14 protein-coding genes are annotated in these 13500 nt (G+C 65.8%); all 14 read left to right on the forward strand.

What is annotated here, in order from left to right:
* Window positions 1–621 precede the first annotated feature (621 nt).
* The 14 genes from D5687_RS00745 to thrC all read left to right on the forward strand — a co-directional run bounded on the left by D5687_RS00745 (window position 622) and on the right by thrC (window position 13496).
* Complete coding sequence (locus D5687_RS00745) at window positions 622–1092, forward strand: YaiI/YqxD family protein (protein ID WP_125197837.1); 471 nt, start codon at window positions 622–624, stop codon at window positions 1090–1092.
* A 2-nt stretch (window positions 1093–1094) separates the two neighbouring features.
* Complete coding sequence (dnaQ, locus tag D5687_RS00750; RefSeq protein ID WP_204742101.1) at window positions 1095–1802, forward strand: DNA polymerase III subunit epsilon; 708 nt, start codon at window positions 1095–1097, stop codon at window positions 1800–1802.
* A 141-nt stretch (window positions 1803–1943) separates the two neighbouring features.
* Window positions 1944–2525 carry an electron transport complex subunit RsxA gene (gene rsxA, locus D5687_RS00755; RefSeq protein WP_125197839.1) on the forward strand — a complete coding sequence of 194 codons (582 nt, stop codon included), beginning with the start codon at window positions 1944–1946 and terminating at the stop codon, window positions 2523–2525.
* Window positions 2525–3115 (forward strand): electron transport complex subunit RsxB, encoded by a 591-nt coding sequence (gene rsxB, locus D5687_RS00760; protein WP_125197840.1) that lies wholly within the window; start codon window positions 2525–2527, stop codon window positions 3113–3115. The genes rsxA and rsxB overlap by 1 nt, the downstream gene beginning before the upstream one ends.
* Complete coding sequence (gene rsxC, locus D5687_RS00765) at window positions 3108–4850, forward strand: electron transport complex subunit RsxC (RefSeq protein ID WP_125197841.1); 1743 nt, start codon at window positions 3108–3110, stop codon at window positions 4848–4850. Before rsxB ends, rsxC begins: the two co-directional genes overlap by 8 nt.
* Window positions 4847–5890, forward strand: a complete 1044-nt coding sequence (locus D5687_RS00770) for an RnfABCDGE type electron transport complex subunit D (RefSeq protein ID WP_125197842.1) — start codon at window positions 4847–4849, stop codon at window positions 5888–5890. The genes rsxC and D5687_RS00770 overlap by 4 nt, the downstream gene beginning before the upstream one ends.
* A gap of 1 nt (window position 5891) precedes the next feature.
* A complete protein-coding gene (locus tag D5687_RS00775; RefSeq protein ID WP_158611701.1) occupies window positions 5892–6629 on the forward strand; it encodes an RnfABCDGE type electron transport complex subunit G in 738 nt (245 codons plus the stop codon).
* Window positions 6622–7323 carry an electron transport complex subunit E gene (locus D5687_RS00780; RefSeq protein WP_125197844.1) on the forward strand — a complete coding sequence of 234 codons (702 nt, stop codon included), beginning with the start codon at window positions 6622–6624 and terminating at the stop codon, window positions 7321–7323. Before D5687_RS00775 ends, D5687_RS00780 begins: the two co-directional genes overlap by 8 nt.
* Before the next feature lie 125 nt (window positions 7324–7448).
* The gene (locus tag D5687_RS00785; RefSeq protein WP_125197845.1) at window positions 7449–8183 is read left to right on the forward strand and encodes a dienelactone hydrolase family protein; all 735 of its coding nucleotides are present in this window, start codon (window positions 7449–7451) and stop codon (window positions 8181–8183) included.
* A 465-nt stretch (window positions 8184–8648) separates the two neighbouring features.
* Entirely contained in the window at window positions 8649–9638 is a 990-nt protein-coding gene (locus D5687_RS00790; RefSeq protein ID WP_125197846.1) for a PDC sensor domain-containing protein, read from the forward strand.
* A gap of 24 nt (window positions 9639–9662) precedes the next feature.
* A complete protein-coding gene (gene nagZ / locus D5687_RS00795) occupies window positions 9663–10724 on the forward strand; it encodes a beta-N-acetylhexosaminidase (RefSeq protein ID WP_125197847.1) in 1062 nt (353 codons plus the stop codon).
* 22 nt (window positions 10725–10746) lie between these two features.
* Entirely contained in the window at window positions 10747–11322 is a 576-nt protein-coding gene (locus D5687_RS00800; protein WP_125197848.1) for a hypoxanthine-guanine phosphoribosyltransferase, read from the forward strand.
* 35 nt (window positions 11323–11357) lie between these two features.
* On the forward strand, window positions 11358–12128 hold the full coding sequence (locus tag D5687_RS00805) for an S-methyl-5'-thioinosine phosphorylase (protein WP_125197849.1): 771 nt from the start codon (window positions 11358–11360) through the stop codon (window positions 12126–12128).
* A 201-nt stretch (window positions 12129–12329) separates the two neighbouring features.
* A complete protein-coding gene (gene thrC / locus D5687_RS00810) occupies window positions 12330–13496 on the forward strand; it encodes a threonine synthase (RefSeq protein WP_125197850.1) in 1167 nt (388 codons plus the stop codon).
* Window positions 13497–13500 lie beyond the last annotated feature (4 nt).

A 13500-nucleotide genomic window follows, 5' to 3' on the forward strand; every position in this document is an offset into this window, starting at 1 on the left:
GACCGAGCCGCCTTGCTCGGGAGCGCGAGTTCCTTTTCTTGCTTGTCCAAGAAAAGGAACTAAAAGAAGGACACCCCGGCGTCCTGGCCCTGCGGGCCTTCGAGCCCGGACGGAGTCCGGCCTCGAAGCCACCCACCGGCCGTGAGGCAGGACGCAAGGGGGATCTGGCTCCCGGCTATCAGTTGGCGTGGCTCAAACCGCGAGGGAACCGCTGGTCTGAAGGTGTGTTCTTGGTTTGATCGAAGGGGCGAGTCCCCTTGTGCCTTGCCTCGCGAGCGAGGGGTTGCAGGGTCTGGCCGGCATGGACGCCGGCCAGAGGTTCGCCGCGACAGGACGTCGCGTCGAACCGACCCGTCCGCAATCACTCGCTCGCGAGGCTGATCGTCGCGGATCGCATCCGCGGCGATCAGGCCCGGAGGGCCAAGGCACCGGGGTGTCTTCTTTTCGTCGGTTTTCTTGGACAAGCAAGAAAATCGAATCGCGCGCCGTGCCCGGCGGCCAATCCGGGCTGCTCCGCGTGACCGGCGTGCGAAACACCTCTACGCCGTTTGGTCGATTGCGGGTTCGGTACCACGCACCCGCATGCGAAACTTCCCACCTCATCACACCACGGAAAACCACATGACCATCTGGGTCGACGCCGACGCCTGCCCCGTCCCCATCAAGCAGATGCTGTTCCGCGCCGCCGATCGCGTCGGCGTGGACGTGGTGCTGGTGGCCAATCACGCCATCGCCGTGCCGCGCTCGAAACGCGTGCGCTTCATGCAGGTGGCACCGGGGTTCGATGTCGCGGACAATGCCATCGTCGAGGCGGCCGAGCCCGGGGATCTCGTGATCTCGGCGGATATCGAACTGGCCGCCGAGGCACTGGCCAAGGGCGCCGCGGTGATCGGGCCGCGTGGCGAGGTGTTTTCCAACGAGTCCATCCGCGGCCGTCAGGTCCAGCGCGAGTTCATGCAGACGCTGCGGGAAAGCGGAATCGCCACCGGCGGGCCGGCACCGTTGCACGCCCGGGACAAACAGGCCTTCGCCAGCGCGCTCGAGCGCTGGCTGAACCAGTACCAACGAGCACAACGCGAGAACAAGGCATGACCCTGCGACAGATCGTTCTGGATACCGAGACCACCGGCATGCCGGTTGAAGAGGGCCACCGGGTGATCGAGATCGGCGCGGTCGAGCTGGTCGAGCGGCGCCTGACGCACCGCAACTACCACCAGTACCTCAACCCCGAGCGCGTGGTGGATGCGGGTGCCTTCGCCGTGCACGGTCTGTCGAACGATTTCCTGGAGAACAAGCCGCGTTTCGCCGAGGTGGCCGAGGAATTCCTCGATTACGTCCGCGGCGCGGAGCTGATCATCCACAATGCGGCGTTCGACGTCGGTTTCCTCGATGCCGAGCTCAAGCGCGCCGGCTTCCCGCCGTTGTCCGAGCACGTCGATCTGGTCACCGACTCGCTGGCCATCGCCCGGCACAAGCACCCGGGGCAGCGCAACAGCCTCGATGCCCTGTGCCGTCGCTACCAGATCGACAATTCCGACCGCACGCTCCACGGCGCCTTGCTCGACTCCGAGATCCTCGCCGACGTCTACCTGGCCCTCACCGGCGGGCAGTGGGATCTGTCTTTCGATAACCCGGCCGAGACGGCGACCGGGGGACAGGCGGCGCTTGGCACGATCCGCCGCGATCGGCCGCGGCTGCGGGTGATTGCCCCCGAGGCCGAGGCAGCCAATGCACACGCCGAGTGGATCGAACGGCTCAGGAAGGCCGACGCGGCGTTCGAGTGGCCGGTCATCGATTCCTGATTGCGGTCACCACGTCGGCCGGCTGGCGCGTCCGGGGTTGAATGTGGCGAATGGTATGATTGAACATACCGGTTCGTCGGCGCCGGTACTTCCTTGCTACCATTCGCGCGCAGCGGTTTCGCATCACTCCGGTAGGTGGCCTTGACGGAATACATCCTCATCCTGATCAGCACCATCCTGGTCAACAACTTCGTGCTGGTTAAGTTCCTCGGCCTGTGCCCGTTTCTTGGGGTGTCGAACAAGGTCGAGACCGCCATCGGCATGTCGTTGGCGACCACCTTCGTGCTCACGCTTTCGGCGATCGCCAGCTACGTCACGCATTCGTGGCTGCTCGAGCCGCTGGGGCTCGGTTACCTGCGCACGATCATGTTCATCGTGGTGATCGCGGTGGTGGTCAACTTCACCGAGATGATGGTGCGCAAGACCAGCCCGTTGCTGCACAACGTGCTGGGCATCTACCTGCCGCTGATCACCACCAACTGCGCGGTGCTTGGCGTGGCGCTGCTCAACGTCCAGGAAGCCAACAGTTTCATCGAGTCGGCCCTGTACGGCTTCGGCGCCTCGGTGGGCTTCTCGATGGTGCTGATCCTGTTCTCCGCTCTGCGTGAGCGCCTGGCGGCCGCCGACGTGCCGGCGGCCTTCGAGGGTGTGCCGATCGCCCTGGTCACGGCCGGGCTGATGGCGCTGGGCTTCATGGGTTTTGCCGGCATGGTGAGCGTCTGATGTGGGTCGCAATCCTGGTGGCGGTCGGTATCGCGATCCTGTTCGGGATCCTGCTGGGACTGGCCGCGCAATTTTTCCGCGTCGAGGGCAACCCGCTCGCCGATCGTATCGACGAGTTGTTGCCGCAGACGCAATGCGGCCAGTGCGGTTATCCCGGCTGCAAGCCCTACGCCGAGGCGATGGCCAAGGGCGAGGCGGACATCAACCGCTGCCCGCCGGGCGGCGAGGCGACCATCCGCAACCTGGCCGACCTGCTGGAGGTGGATTTCAAGCCACTCGACGACGAACTCGAGGTCCAGGAGGTCAAGACGCTCGCCATCATCGACGAGGAGGTCTGCATCGGCTGCACCAAGTGCATCCAGGCCTGTCCGGTCGATGCCATCCTTGGCGCGGCAAAGCAGATGCACACCGTGATCGAGGACGAGTGCACCGGCTGCGAGCTCTGTGTCGAGCCCTGCCCGGTCGACTGCATCGACATGGTGCCGATCGAGGAGGGCGTCGAGGCCTACCGCTTCCCGATGCCGGAATCCGCCCACCCGGTGCCCACGCGTGGCCCGGCCGCCCGTAGCGAGGGCTTGGCCAATGCCTGAGGCGCGCGCCACGATATCCCCGGGCCTGCACGGGTTTCACGGCGGGCTGGATCTCGAGTACCACAAGGCGCCGGCCTGCGATCGCCCGATCGGCGAGATGCCCTTGGTCGACGAGTATGTCCTGCCGCTGCACATGCATATCGGCGCGCCGGCGATTCCGGTCGTCTCGGTCGGCGACCACGTCCGGCGCGGCCAGTTGCTGGCCCGGCCGGACGACTTCATTTCCGCCGCCATCCATGCGCCCACCTCGGGCGTGATCCAGGCGATCGAGCCGCGTGGCCTGCCGCATCCCGGCGGGTTGTCGGCGCAGAGCATCGTGCTCGCCGCTGACGGCGAGGACCGCGAGGCCGAGCCGCTCGACCCGTGGCCCGATTACCAGGACAAGAGCCCGGTGGAGCTTCGGGCACGGCTGCGCGAGGCCGGTATCGTCGGGCTGGGTGGAGCGGTGTTCCCCACGGCAGTGAAGCTGGCGACCGCCAACCCTGGCGGGGTCGAGACGCTCGTGCTCAACGGCGCGGAATGCGAACCCTTCATTTCCTGCGATGACCGATTGATGCAGGAGTCGCCCGAGCCCATCCTGCGCGGCGCGCAGATGATGCTGCATGCCGTTGGTGCCTCGCGCTGCCTGATCGGTGTCGAGGACAACAAGCCACAAGCGATCGAGGCCCTGCAGGCGGTGATCGACCGGCTGGCGGACGAGGAAGACGAGCGACGCCTGGAGATCAAGGTGGTGCCGAGCATCTACCCGGCCGGCGGCGAGAAGCAGCTGATCCGCACGCTCACTGGCATCGAGGTGCCACGCAATCGGCACGTCACCGATTACCAATTGCTGTGCCTCAACGTCGGCACCGTGGCCAACAGCTGGCATGCGGTGGTCGAAGGCCGCGCACTGACCGAGCGGGTCGTCACCGTCGCCGGCGGCGGTGTGGTCGAGCCTCGCAATTTGCGGGTGCGCGTCGGCACGCCGATGGCGGAGGTGATCGAGGCGGCCGGCGGCTACACCGAGGGTGTCGATCGATTGCTGATGGGCGGGCCAATGATGGGCTTTGCCCTGCACGAGGACGCCGTGCCGGTGGTCAAGGCAACCAACTGCCTGCTCGCCATGCGCCCGGTCGATCGCGACCCGACACCACCGCCGCAGCCCTGCATCCGCTGCTCGCGCTGTTCCGAAGCCTGTCCGGCGGATCTGCTGCCCCAACAACTCTACTGGTATGCGCGCGCCCGGCAGTTCGAGCGCAGCCACGATTACCACCTGTTCGATTGCATCGAATGCGGTGTCTGCTCGGCGGTCTGCCCGTCGCACATCCCGCTGGTGCAGTACTTCCGCCACGCCAAGACCGAGATCTGGTCGGCAGAGCGCGAGCGCGCCAAGGCCGAGCATGCCCGCCGGCGTTTCGAGTTCCACAACGAGCGCATCGAGCGCCAAAAGGCCGAACGGGAGGCCGCGCTGGCGAAAAAGCGGGCCGCGATCAAGGCCGCCCAGGAGAAGGCGGCGGCCAAACAGGATGCCGACGAGGGTGGTGTCCCGGCAAAGGCCAAGGGTAATAGCGGGGCGGCATCAACGGCCTCGACCGACGACGGCAAATCCGCGGCCTCGATGAGCATCGAGGCGGCCCGCGCCCGGGCCAAGGAGCGCAAGGCGCGGGTGCAGCAAGGCGAGCGTGCCACGGACGAGCCGGATGGAGCCGAATGTCCGTCGGATGAGTCCACCGAACGACCGGGAGGGTCGTCATGAAGTTTCCGGTCCAGACCTCGCCGCACGTCGAGGCCCCCTCGAACGTGGCCGACATGATGACCGTGGTGCTCTGGGCCCTGGTGCCCGGCACGGTCGCGGCGGTCTGGCTGCTGGGCTGGGGCGTGCTGTTCAACGTGGCCCTGGCGGTGGGAGCAGCCTGGCTGGCCGAGGCCCTGATGCTGTGGCTGCGCGCCCGCCCATTTCGCCCGGCGCTGACCGACCGCTCGGTGTTGATCACCGGCTGGATACTCGCGTTGTGCCTGCCCAACCTTGCCCCCTGGTGGTTGCCGGTGGTGGGCGCGGTCTTTGCCGTGGTGGTCGCCAAGCAGCTCTACGGCGGCATCGGCTACAACCTGTTCAACCCGGCGATGGTCGGTTACGTCGTGCTGCTGGTTTCCTTCCCCGAGGCGATGACGCGCTGGGGCGCGCCGGTCGAGGGCGGCGTGGCGAGTCTGACGCTGACCGAGGCGGCCCAGTGGACCTTCCTCGGCGTGCTGCCGGGCGCCACCGCGTTCGATGCGCTGAGTCAGGCGACCCCGCTGGACCAGTGGCGCATGGTGGTCACGCAGGGCGGCGACATCACCGGGGCGTCGATCTGGCAGGACGGTGCCTGGTCGCTGTGGCTGAATCTCGCCTTTCTCGCCGGCGGCGCCTGGATGCTCTACCGCGGCGCGATCCGCTGGCACATTCCGGTCGCGATGGCGGTCGGGGTGCTGCTGACCGCCTCGTTGCTGTGGGGGATCGATCCGGAGCGTTTTGCCGACCCGCTGTTCCACCTGGTCACCGGTGGGGTGATCTTCGGGGCGCTGTTCGTCGCCACCGACCCGGTCACCGCCTCGACCACCCCGCGCGGGCGGTTGGTGTTCGGTTTCGGTATCGGCGTGCTGGCCGTGCTGATTCGCAGTTTCGGCAACTACCCGGACGGGGTGGCCTTCGCCATTCTGCTGATGAATCTGGCTGTGCCCCTGATCGACTATTATACCCAGCCGCCGGTCTTCGGTCGCAAGGCCCGTCTCGACGTCGACACGGAGGGTCGCTGACGTGATCAACCTGGAACTGCGTCGCGTGGTGATCACCTCGGTGGTGCTGGCCGTGTTCTTCGGTCTGGGCGTGGGTTTTGTCGCTTATACCCAACAGAAGACCGCCGACCAGATCGAGCTCAATCGTCAGGCCGTGCTGCTGGGCCAGATCATGGCGGTGTTGCAGGGGCAGGTGCACGACAACAACCCGGCCGAGGACGACTTTCTGTTGCCCGATCCCGAGGCTCTTGAGCTGGGAGCACCGGTAATCGACGCGAACGCGGGGGAGGTGAGGTTGGAGACGCTCTCCGTCGAGGCGCGCGAGCGGGCCATGAACGCCGGCCAGCTGGGTTTTCGCGCCCGTCAGGACGACGAGGTCGTGGCCGTGGCCATCCCGGTGGTTACCCATCGTGGTTACAGTGGTGACATCCGGCTGTTGGTGGGCGTCACGGCCGAAGGCGAGCTCACCGGCGTGCGCGTGCTCGAGCAGAGAGAGACCCCGGGGCTGGGTGACAAGATCAAGGCCGACAAGACCGACTGGATACAGGGCTTTTCCGGGCGTCGGCTGGGTGATCCACCGGCCGACGACTGGGCGGTGAAGAAGGATGGCGGTATTTTCGACCAGTTCACCGGCGCGACGGTCTCGCCCCGCGCCGTGGTGGGGGCGGTCAAGGACGTGCTGGAGTACGTCGACCGCCATCACCATTTGCTGTTCGACCAGCCCCCGACGACAACGGCCGAGGAAGACGAGCATGAGTGACCCGCGCCTGTCCGAACTGGCCCTCGACGGGCTGTGGAAGAATAACCCCGCGCTGGTGCAGGTGCTGGGCCTGTGCCCGTTGCTCGCGATTTCCAACACCACGGTCAACGCGCTGGGGCTAGCGATCGCCACGCTGGTGACCTTGTTGGTTTCGAATGGCGTGGTGTCCCTGATCCGCGACTGGGTCCGAGCCGAGGTGCGCCTGCCGGTCTACGTGATGGTGATTGCCTCGGTGGTCACCATTATCGAGTTGACCATGAACGCCCATTTTCACGAGCTCTACAACACGCTCGGCATCTTCATCCCGCTGATCGTGACCAACTGCATCATCATCGCTCGGGCCGAGGGCTTTGCCTCGCGCCACGGCTTCGGGGTGTCGCTGTTCGACGGCCTGATGATGGGGATGGGGTTCGGCCTGGTGCTGGTGGTGCTGGGTGCGATGCGCGAACTGATCGGTTTCGGCACCCTGCTTGATGGTGCCGATCAGCTGTTCGGTCCGATCGCCATCGACTGGGGCGTGCGGGTTCTCCCCGAGCAGATGACCTTCCTGCTGGCGCTGATGCCCCCGGGGGCGTTCATCGGCCTGGGGCTGCTGGTGGCCTTCAAGCAGGCCATCGACCAACGCTCGGCACGCCGCGCCCGTGCCGCCAAGGCAGCCCGGCCAGCCGAGCCGGCCGCCGAGGCAGTCGGCTGATCCTGCATTTGCTGCGGGCGGCTGCTAAGACTCTTTCCTGTTGTGCCGACGCCTTGCCCAGGCTCTCCCGGGGGCGAGGCGTCGGCTCGATCGTGCCGATACCAACGTTCCCAAGGAGATGATTCATGGCCGCAGAAATCAAGACCGAGGAGCTCGAGTACCGCTCGGATGAACTGACCATGAAGGGCCTGGTCGCCTACGATGCCAATGCCGCCGGCCCCCGGCCGGTCGTCTTGGTGGTGCCGGAGTTCTGGGGGCGGACCGCCTACATGGAAAAGCGGACCCGTGACATGGCCGAGGCCGGCTATGTCGGTTTCGCCATCGACCTCTACGGCGAGGGCCGCGTCACCGAAGACGCGGGCGAGGCCACCGAGCTGATGAATCAGGCCTTGGCGGATTTCGAGGGGTTGAAAACCCGTTATCGGCTCGCGATCGAGGCGATCAAGCGCCATGACGCCGTCGATGCCCAACGACTCGCGGCGATCGGCTATTGCTTCGGTGGCGCGGTCGGCCTGAGCATGGCCCGCCAGGGAGTTCATCACGACGCGCTGGCGACGTTCCACGCCGGCATCAGCGGGCTGGCGCCGATCGCCGGGACGATCGACACGCCCATCTGGATATTTACCGGTGAGGACGACCCGATGGCCGAGCCGCAGGAGGTCGAGCGTGTCGCCCAGGCGATGCGGGAAGCCGGTGCGGAGGTGCAGGTCACCCGCTACCCCGGGGTCAGTCATGCCTTCACCAACCCAGGCGCCGACGAGAAGGCCGAGAAATTCGGTCTGCCGCTTTCCTACGACAAGGCCGCTGACCGCGATTCGCTGGCGAAGACGCTCGAGTTTTTCGCCAACAAGCTCGGCTAAGCAGCGATCCACGCTGGGGCGTCGCAATGGCCGTCGCACCACGAAGGGGCAATGGCTTGCCAGTAGGGCTGTTGGTATTGCGCCATGCTCTGACCGCCGGGTGGCCGAAAACCGCGTCACGATGCGGCTATCCCCCTGCCATCCGGGTGTCACAAACGGCTGGCATGCTTCTCGCTGTTAGTGGGTTGCCAACACGACACGCCGTCCTTCATCGGTTCCGGTGTGCCCCGTTTGGTGCTCTTAGACTCCTCCTTGCTGGGCGCCCCTCCCGGGCGCCTCTTTTTTGCCGACGAAGGGCTGAACCCAGTCGATGCCACGCCGGCCCAAGGAGTCCGTGCGTGTTCAGAGCAGGCGGAGAGGCGCCGAATTCCTGACAGACCGTCCCTCACTTGGTCGGCCCGCTCGGGTTAAACTGCCCGCCTGGGTCGTCGCCCAACCCCATTCTCTTTGCCAGCCAAGGACATCATGCATTCGGCCAACTACATCAGCACTATCGATCGCTACCATGAGCAATCGCGCTCGATTCGCGAACTGATCGAATCGATCATTACCGGCATCGGCGAGCCGCGTCTGCTCACCGACCAGGCGGCCCTGCATTCGGTAACCGAGAAGCTGATCGATCTCTATCCATTCGTCGACCTGGTCTACCTACTGGACGAGGAGGGGGTGCAGGTCGCCGAGTACGGTGCTGACGAGACCGGCTATATCAACCGGGCGATGGGGCGAGGCAAGGGTACCGACCGAAGCCAGCGGCCGTACTTCAAGTTCTTCGAGGAAGGGGAGTATGTCCACCTGACCGAGCCCTATCTCTCCTCGGCCTCGCGGGATCTGTGCGTCTCGGCGACCCTGCAGATCGAACACCAGGGCCGGGTGGGGTATCTGGTCATCGATGTCGACCTTGAGGCGATGATCAGCTTCCTGCTCGGCGACACCCTCCGCCGGCGCATCGAACCCGTCTTCCGGGCACTGTACGGTCTGTTCGCGGCCGCGATGATGCTGGTGGCCGGCGTGCTCTTCTACAGCAGCATGAGTGAACTCGTTAATGCGCTGATGGAGCCCGGCTGGGCCTCCGAATTGCAACTCAAGCCATTCGAGGTGATCGTTGTCCTGACACTGGCAATGGCGATCTTCGATCTGGCCAAGACGGTGTTCGAGGAAGAGGTGCTGATGGAGAAGGATGTCCATCGCCACAGTACCGTGAGACGAACGATGACGCGTTTTGTCGCCGCCATCTTGGTCGCGATCCTGATCGAAGGCCTGTTGACCATGTTCAAGGTCTCCATGGGCTATTCCGACGAGGGGGTGGTCGCCACCCTGATGGTCTTCGCCGCCGCGGCCTTGCTGGTCGCCCTGGGTCTGTACGTCTACCTCGGCGCGCTCGCCGAGAGGGCCTTACTGGGCAACAATGGTCGCAGCCGGCGCCTGCGCAAGGTCCGCGACCAGGACGAACACTGACCCGTTCAAGGGAAGGAAACCGGTATGACGGCACTAGGCCCCCTGATGATCGATCTGGCCGGCCCGGAGATCACTCCGGCAGACCGGCGTCGTTTGCAACATCCATCCACGGGCGGGGTGATCCTGTTCGCCCGTCATTTCGAGGGATGGGCGCCGCTTGCCGAACTGATCGCCGAGATCCGCGCCCTGCGACGGCCGCACCTGCTGATTGCCGTCGACCAGGAAGGCGGGCGCGTACAGCGTTTCAAGGGTGATGGCTTTGTTGCCTTGCCGGCAATGGGGCGTCTGGGTGATCTGTTCGACGAGGATCGTCAGGCCGGCCTCGAGGCGGCCCGGTCGCTGGGCTGGTTGATGGCGGTGCAGCTGCGCGAGGTCGGGGTGGACCTGAGCTTCGCCCCGGTCCTCGACCTGGACCGCGGCATCAGCGGGGTAATCGGTGACCGGGCCTTCGACGAACGCCCCGAGTCGGTGATCGCGCTAGCGATCGCCTGGACCGGCGGGATGCAGGATGCCGGCATGGCGGCCGTAGGCAAGCACTACCCCGGGCATGGGGCGGTGGCGGCCGATTCGCACATCGCCCACCCGGTCGACCCGCGTTCTATGGCGAGCATCGAGAAGACCGATCTGCGTCCGTTCCGGGCGATGGCCGAGCGGCTGATTCCCGGCCTGATGGTCTCGCACGTGGTCTACCCGGAGGTGGATGCTCGGCCGGCCGGGTTCTCGCCGGTCTGGGTGCGCGAGATCCTGCGCGGGCAGTGGGGCTACGAGGGCGCGGTGTTCAGCGATGATCTGACCATGGCGGCCGCCTCGGCCGTGGGCGATATCGAGGAGCGCGTGGCCCAGTGCCTCGCCGCCGGGGTGGACATGGCGCTGGTCTGCAATCACCCCGAGCTGGTCGACCGGGTACAGAAATCACTCGACTTCGCGCCCAGCGCCCAGCGTGAGGCGCGTCTGGCCCGGATGTTCGGCCATGGCCCGGTGCCCAGCGAATCGAAGCTGACCCACTCGCCGCGTTATGCCGAGGCACTGCGGTGGATCGAACGGCTTGGCGTGGACGAGCCCGACCTTTTTCCCGACCGTGCCTGAACCCCGCCCACCGGAGAACGCCATGCAAGTGAGCGCTAACCTTCGCCAGCAGTCCGACGCGCTTGATGCGCTGCTGGCGCGCTGTGAATGCCTGGTGAGCGCCGAGGCAATGCAGTCGGCTTACGCGCGCCTGGCCGGGGAGGTCAACCAGCAACTGGCCGGGCGAGTGCCGGTGGTGCTTGCGGTGATGAATGGCGGATTGATCAGTGCCGGGCAACTTCTGCCGCGATTGGATTTCCCGCTCGAGCTTTCCTACCTGCACGCCACCCGCTACCGAGGGGCGACCACCGGCGGGGCGCTCAAGTGGCTCGCGCAGCCAGACATCGAGTTGGCCGGTCGCGAGGTGTTGCTAGTTGACGATATCCTCGACGAGGGGCATACCCTGGCGGCGGTGCGAGAATGGTGCCTCGATGCGGGTGCGGCCCGGGTATGGATCGCAGTGGCAACCGACAAGCAGCATGATCGCAAGGTGCCGGGGCTAGCCGCGGATTTCTGTGGCGTCCCGGTGCCCGATCGCTACATCTTCGGCGAGGGCATGGATTACCATGGCTACTTTCGCAACCTGCCGGGCATTCATGCCCTTCCCGAGGGGGAGTGAGCCGGCGGGTGACTTGAATCGACGGGAGGACGGACGTGCATCTGGCAATCATCGGCGGGACAGGACTCTCCCAGATCGAGGGGATCGACGAGGTGCGCCACCAGGTGGTTCCCACACCATTCGGTGAGCCTTCCGGGCCGGTGACCATTGGCCGGATGCAGGGCTGCCAGGTGGTCTTCCTGCCGCGTCATGGCTACAACCACCGTATCCCACCGCACCAGGTCAATTACCGCGCGAACATCTGGGCGCTACGAGAGCTCGAGGTTAGCCGCATTCTGGCGGTGGCCGCCGTCGGCGGGATTCACCCGGACATGGGGCCGGGTGCGCTGGTGGTGCCCGATCAGCTGATCGATTACACCTGGGGACGTCCGTCGACCTACTATGAAGGCGACCTCGACTCGGTGACTCACGTCGACTTTACTTATCCCTACGATGCCTCCCTGCGCGAGGCGTTTCTCTCGGCCGGTCGAGCGCTGGACCTGCCGATGGTCGATGGCGGTACCTACGGCGCGACACAGGGACCGCGGCTGGAGACCGCCGCCGAGATCCGGCGGTTGGAGCGCGACGGCTGCGACGTGGTCGGCATGACCGGCATGCCCGAGGCGGTGCTGGCGCGCGAGGCCGGCATCGATTACGCCAGCCTGAATGTCGTCGCCAACTGGGCAGCCGGGGTGCACGACGGCGAGACCGTCTCGATGAAGGAAATCGAGAAGACGCTTTCCACCTCGATGCGTCAGGCGCGCCGGATCCTCAAGCAGATCCTCAGTGGCGAGGATCAGATGCTCTGCCGGACCAAGGCGGGCTAGGGGCAGGGCCCCGCTCGGCCCGGGGCCGGCCTCGGCTCGATCAAGGGCGACCTTCGCGTTACCAAGGCGCCTCATCGCCAACCCGCCCCCTGACAGTTGCGGGTTGGCAGGGTAAAATGCCAGCAAATCATCTGCTCGCCGCCAGGCCGTGGCCCGAATCAGGGGCCAGCCAGGCGGCGCGTCATTCCAAGTGAGATTCCCATGACGCATCAAAGCCGCTACACCGGTCTGCTGGACCGGTACCGTGACCGTCTGCCGCTGTCCGACGACACCCGCCTGATCAGCCTGGGCGAGGGCGCCACCCCGCTGATCCGCCTGCACAACCTGCCGAAGGTTCTGGGGCGCTCTGTCGATATCTACGTCAAGTACGAGGGGCTCAACCCGACAGGCTCGTTCAAGGACCGCGGCATGACCATGGCGGTCACCAAGGCGGTGGAAGAGGGCTCCAAGGCCATTATCTGCGCCTCGACCGGCAACACATCGGCGGCAGCTGCCGCCTACGCCGCGCGTGCCGGCATCACCGCCTTCGTCATCATCCCCGATGGCAAGATCGCCATGGGCAAGATGGCGCAGGCCATGATGTATGGCGCGACCATCCTGCAGATCCGCGGCAACTTTGATGACGGCATGCGTCTGGTCAAGGAAGTCGCCGAAGAGGCGCCGGTGACCATAGTTAACTCGGTGAACCCGTACCGCCTGCAGGGCCAGAAAACCGCCGCCTTCGAGATTATCGAGGAGCTGGGGCGCGCACCCGATTACCACTGCCTGCCGGTAGGCAACGCGGGTAATATTACCGCGCACTGGATCGGTTACTGCGAGTTCTCGGCCACGTCGGGAGACCACGTGACCGAATCCTGTGCCTACTGCAACGGCAAATGCCCGTTTGCTGGCGGCGGCTCGGGTGGCAATCGGCCCAAGATGGTCGGCTACCAGGCCAGCGGTTCGGCACCCTTCATGCGTGGCGAGATGGTCGACGATCCGGACACGGTTGCCACGGCCATCCGCATCGGCCACCCGCAGAGCTGGGATCGTGCCTGGAAGGTGATGGAGGAGTCCGGCGGTTGGTTCGCCGAGGTCTCCGACGCCGAAATTCTGGCCGCCCAGCGCATGCTGACCCAGCACGAGGGCATCTTCTGCGAGCCGGCGTCGGCCGCCTCACTGGCTGGCCTGATCAATGACCTCGAGGCCGGCAAGATCCAGGACGGCTCGAGCATCGTCCTGACCTTGACCGGTAACGGCCTGAAGGACCCGGATACGGCCATCGCGCAGTGCACCGGTGACATGCCGGGTGTCGAGAAGGCGACGATGGTGACCATCGATGCCGACATCGACTCGGTGCGCAACGCGATTCTCGGCTTCATGAAGTAAGCTC

Origin of the sequence: Guyparkeria sp. SCN-R1, assembly GCF_003932495.1 — a bacterium.
GTDB lineage: Bacteria > Pseudomonadota > Gammaproteobacteria > Halothiobacillales > Halothiobacillaceae > Guyparkeria.

Bases quoted from the DNA above. Each gene is read 5' to 3' on its own strand.
- D5687_RS00785 (WP_125197845.1), top strand. From the start codon at position 7,449: ATGGCCGCAGAAATCAAGACCGAGGAGCTCGAGTACCGCTCGGATGAA.
- D5687_RS00790 (WP_125197846.1), top strand. From the start codon at position 8,649: ATGCATTCGGCCAACTACATCAGCACTATCGATCGCTACCATGAGCAA.
- thrC (WP_125197850.1), top strand. From the start codon at position 12,330: ATGACGCATCAAAGCCGCTACACCGGTCTGCTGGACCGGTACCGTGAC.
- D5687_RS00780 (WP_125197844.1), top strand. From the start codon at position 6,622: ATGAGTGACCCGCGCCTGTCCGAACTGGCCCTCGACGGGCTGTGGAAG.
- nagZ (WP_125197847.1), top strand. From the start codon at position 9,663: ATGACGGCACTAGGCCCCCTGATGATCGATCTGGCCGGCCCGGAGATC.
- rsxB (WP_125197840.1), top strand. From the start codon at position 2,525: ATGTGGGTCGCAATCCTGGTGGCGGTCGGTATCGCGATCCTGTTCGGG.
- D5687_RS00770 (WP_125197842.1), top strand. From the start codon at position 4,847: ATGAAGTTTCCGGTCCAGACCTCGCCGCACGTCGAGGCCCCCTCGAAC.
- rsxC (WP_125197841.1), top strand. From the start codon at position 3,108: ATGCCTGAGGCGCGCGCCACGATATCCCCGGGCCTGCACGGGTTTCAC.
- D5687_RS00800 (WP_125197848.1), top strand. From the start codon at position 10,747: ATGCAAGTGAGCGCTAACCTTCGCCAGCAGTCCGACGCGCTTGATGCG.
- D5687_RS00745 (WP_125197837.1), top strand. From the start codon at position 622: ATGACCATCTGGGTCGACGCCGACGCCTGCCCCGTCCCCATCAAGCAG.